Consider the following 3,978-nt stretch of genomic DNA (forward strand, 5'->3'; position numbering starts at 1 on the left):
TTGACGAGCATGGTGCAAAAGTTGGTGTTATGCATGGCTGTGGCCATGATATTCATATGAGCTCATTTATAGGCACTGCCGAGCAACTCATTACTCATAAAAATAAATGGAAAGGTACATTAATGATGGTTGCACAACCTGCAGAAGAGGTTGGAGGTGGAGCTAAAGCGATGCTAAATGAGGGTTTATTTAGTAAATACGCAAAGCCCGACCACGTTATTGCATTGCATGTTAGTGCCAGTGTCCCTGCTGGTAAAGTAACTATGAAAAATGAATATACCATGGCAAGTGTGGATTCTGTTGATATTAATATAAAAGGTAAAGGCGGCCATGGCGCGTACCCTCATACCACTATTGACCCGGTAGTTATTGCTGCGCGCACAGTACTTGCTTTACAAACGATTACAAGTCGCGAACTTTCACCTTTAGAACCATCTGTTATAACAGTCGGTTCTATACATGGCGGCTCTAAACATAATGTTATTTCGGATGAAGTGAAACTGCAACTTACACTGCGTAGTTACAACCCAGATGTACGCAATGCGCAAATTGCTGCAATAAAACGCATAACTGCAGGTATTGCGCAAAGCGCTGGGCTTGATGAAAGTGATTACCCTGCTGTTATAGTTCATGAGGATGAATCAATTCCATCTACTTATAATAATCCTTCGCAAACTAATATAGTACGAAGCGCTATTAAAAATGCGATAGGCGACACAAACGTACTTGAAACCCAAGCCGTAATGGCAGGTGAAGACTTTGGTCTTTATGGCCGTACCGACGAGAATATCCCTATTACATTATTTTGGTTAGGCGGTGTTAATCAAAAGCAATACGCAAGAGCAATAAAAAATAACGAAACACTTCCTTCATTGCACTCAAGTAAATTTGCACCAGATTATAAAGTAGCTTTACCTACTGGTATAAAAGCTATGAGTAATGCGGCAGTTGCATTATTTAATACAAAATAAATGCCACTTAAGGGCTCAGCCATTAAACTGTTGTTGAGCTCTTTTTATAATTAGATTTTTTAAATGGTGCTTTTTTACTGCGCTTGGCAAAACGCTTTTTAGGCGGTGTTTGGGGCAGTTTTGAAAATACATGGCTATCGCAATTAGCTGCTTGCATTACAAAGCCTTCAAGCTCCACCAGCAGCGGTTGTAAAAATTGTTGGTAGCTCATTGCTTGTTGAGCAATGCTGCCTAAACTCGCCTCCCACTTTGCTGTTAAGTCAGGACTTGCTAAACCTTCAGGCAAAACACTAATTAATGCAAGGCCTGTTTCGGTGGCTTTGATTGTTTTGCCTTCACGCTTTAAAAAACGCCGTTTAAATAACAACTCTATAATGCCTGCACGAGTAGCCTCTGTACCTAAACCATCAGTATCTTTTAATATTTTTTTGATATGTGGATCTTTTACATAACGGCTAATCCCCGTCATAGCACCTAGTAAAGTTGCATCAGTAAAATGAGCGGGAGGCGAAGTAAGCTTTTCTACTACATCACCTTGTGTACATACTAGGTCCATCCCTTTTTCAAGGTAAGGTAAAGTAGCCTCTTCTTTTAATTCTGATTTACCCATTAATACCTTAAACCCCAAACTGACTTCTTGTTTAGCGTTGGCTTTAAATAACCCACCAGCAATTGTCACCTCTGCTTTAGTTTCGTTATAAATATAGTCTGGGTAAAACTGAATCAAATAATGTCTACAAATAAGCTGATACACTTTTGCTTCATCCTTGGCTAAGCTAGCTGACTTTAATTGCTTTGCCGTAGGTACTATAGCGTGATGCGCAGCTACTTTTGAGTCATTAAAGCACTTACTGCGCTGCTTATCATTTGCACCATTTACTAACTCCACTTTTTGACCGTCATTAGTTGCAATTGCTTTTAAAATTGAAGGTGCATCTAAATGATGTTCCTTAGGCAAATATCGATTATCTGAGCGAGGATAAGTAATTAATTTATGGCGTTCATAAAGTGTTTGGCAAATATCAAGCACCTGTTGGGCAGCCATACCAAATGCCTTTGCTGCATCTATTTGCAGTGCTGATAGATTATAAGGTAGAGGTGCACTTTGCTTTTTTTGTTTTTGTTCAAGCGCTGTCACCTCTCCTGTTTGATTAGTTATACGCGAAGCCACGTTTTCGGCCAATGCTTTATTTAGCACTCGCCCCTCTTCATCTTGATAAGGTTCGCAAGCTTTACTCGGTACCCACTTTGCTTTAAATACCTGCTTCTCAGGAGTAACTAAACTAGCTAGCACCTCATAAAATGGTTTTGATATAAAATTAGCTATCTCAGTGTCACGATTTACCACTAAGCCCAAAATTGGCGTTTGTACGCGCCCAACTGAGAGTACATTACCAAACCCTGCTTTTTGTCCCGCTAAAGTATAAGCCCGAGTGAGGTTCATACCAAAAAGCCAATCAGCTCGAGAACGTGCAAGTGCTGATACACTTAGTGGAATAAAGTCCCGATTAGAGTGCATACTACCAAGCGCTTTTTTAACTGCAGCTAAGTTTAAATCGCTTATAAGTAGACGCTGAATACCTTGCTTTTTAGCTTTGCTTATTTTGGCTTGTTCTATCACTTCATCTACAAGTAACTGCCCTTCACGGTCGGGATCGCCAGCATGAACTAACGTTGATGCCTGTTTGATTAGCTTTTTTAAAATAGTTAATTGCTTACGAGTTTTAGGTTTAGCTTTTAACCGCCATTGCTCAGGTACTATAGGGAGATGTTCTAATTGCCATTTTTTATAGCGTTCATCGTAATCATCAGGTTCAGCTTGTTCTAACAAATGGCCAATACACCACGAGACACAATCACCATTTGCGACTTCAATGTAACCGTCGTGTTTTTTATGTGGTTTTGGGAGCGCATCTGCAATTGCACGTCCAAGTGATGGTTTTTCTGCGATGTAGAGTTTCATGTGCTGGCCTACAACTGGTTATATAAACAGTAGTTTAACATAACTATTTTAAAGAGGGAGAGTTTTTGATTTATTGTCAGGTTCAATAAATAGAGACTGGTAATAATTTGTAAAACTCAAAGCTGGGCTACTAATCAAGCCCAGCTTTATAATTTGAGCATTACCTCACATCAATAGGGTCTGACTCTTTTGCCTTACCTTGTAATATAGATATTTCAACTCGGCGATTCCGGCGTCGGTCTTCATTTGTCTCGTTAGGCACAAGCGGCCGAGTTTCAGCCCGCCCTACAACCATCATTCGTGTTTTATCAAACCCTTGAACTGTTTGCAATTCGCTAGCAACAGCCACTGCACGCTTAGACGACAAATCCCAGTTATTTACGTATAACTCATTTGATACCTGAAAATCATCTGTATGCCCTGATACTGTAATTTCACCTGGTACGTCTTTTAAAAGTTCGCCAATGTCTTGAATAATCGGTTTAAACTTAGGTTGTAAAAAAGCACTGCCCGAAGGAAACGAGCCATTTTCTCTAATACGAATAATAATTTGCTGACCTAATGATTCAAGTTCTATTGCACCATCTATTATTTGCCTTTCTAACTGCTGCGCTATTTTTTTAACCAGCTCATTTGTTTGCTCTTGATCTGCAGCGGATATTGCTTGTTCTGATGACTGCTCTTGTGAGGTACTTCTAGATTCACCGCCACGTTTATCGCCTCGCTGTTCTTGCCTGCCGCCCGCTGAACTTTCATCACCAGCCTGAAACTCTAGCATTTGCTGGGTCATTTCAACGGTTTGCTGTTGAATAGTTTCAATTGGTGTAGGCTCTGGCTTACCTGGAGTAAATTCCATAGCGATAACCGATGTCCCTTTTGGGATATCTTTAACTTCAATTTTATTTTGCACACCAAAAGCAAACTTCATTGAACCTGCAATTTGTTTAAATTTAAGTACATCCATTTCTGAGAATGCCAATAAGAGTACAAAAAAGCACATCAATAGCGACATTAAATCAGCAAATGTACCCATCCAAGCAGGCA

The 3,978-nt window shown here is 40.0% G+C and carries 3 protein-coding genes; 1 reads left to right on the forward strand and 2 read right to left on the reverse strand.

The window, feature by feature from the left end; all coding sequences use genetic code 11:
* The coding region (locus tag BCG07_RS11825) for a M20 metallopeptidase family protein (RefSeq protein WP_286890271.1) at window positions 1-971 on the forward strand (971 nt) is incomplete at its 5' end.
* Window positions 972-993: 22 nt separating this feature from the next.
* Here the strand turns inward: BCG07_RS11825 and BCG07_RS11830 are convergent.
* Together BCG07_RS11830 and BCG07_RS11835 are read right to left on the reverse strand one after the other, a co-directional pair.
* Window positions 994-2,934, reverse strand: a complete 1,941-nt coding sequence (locus BCG07_RS11830) for a DNA topoisomerase III (protein WP_277053548.1) — start codon at window positions 2,932-2,934, stop codon at window positions 994-996.
* Between the two features lie 160 nt (window positions 2,935-3,094).
* Window positions 3,095-3,978 (reverse strand): flagellar motor protein MotB (locus tag BCG07_RS11835; protein ID WP_286890274.1); only part of this gene is annotated, 884 nt, incomplete at its 5' end.

This window comes from Pseudoalteromonas sp. ESRF-bin5, assembly GCF_002632075.1.
GTDB classification, from domain to species: Bacteria; Pseudomonadota; Gammaproteobacteria; order Enterobacterales; family Alteromonadaceae; genus Pseudoalteromonas; species Pseudoalteromonas marina.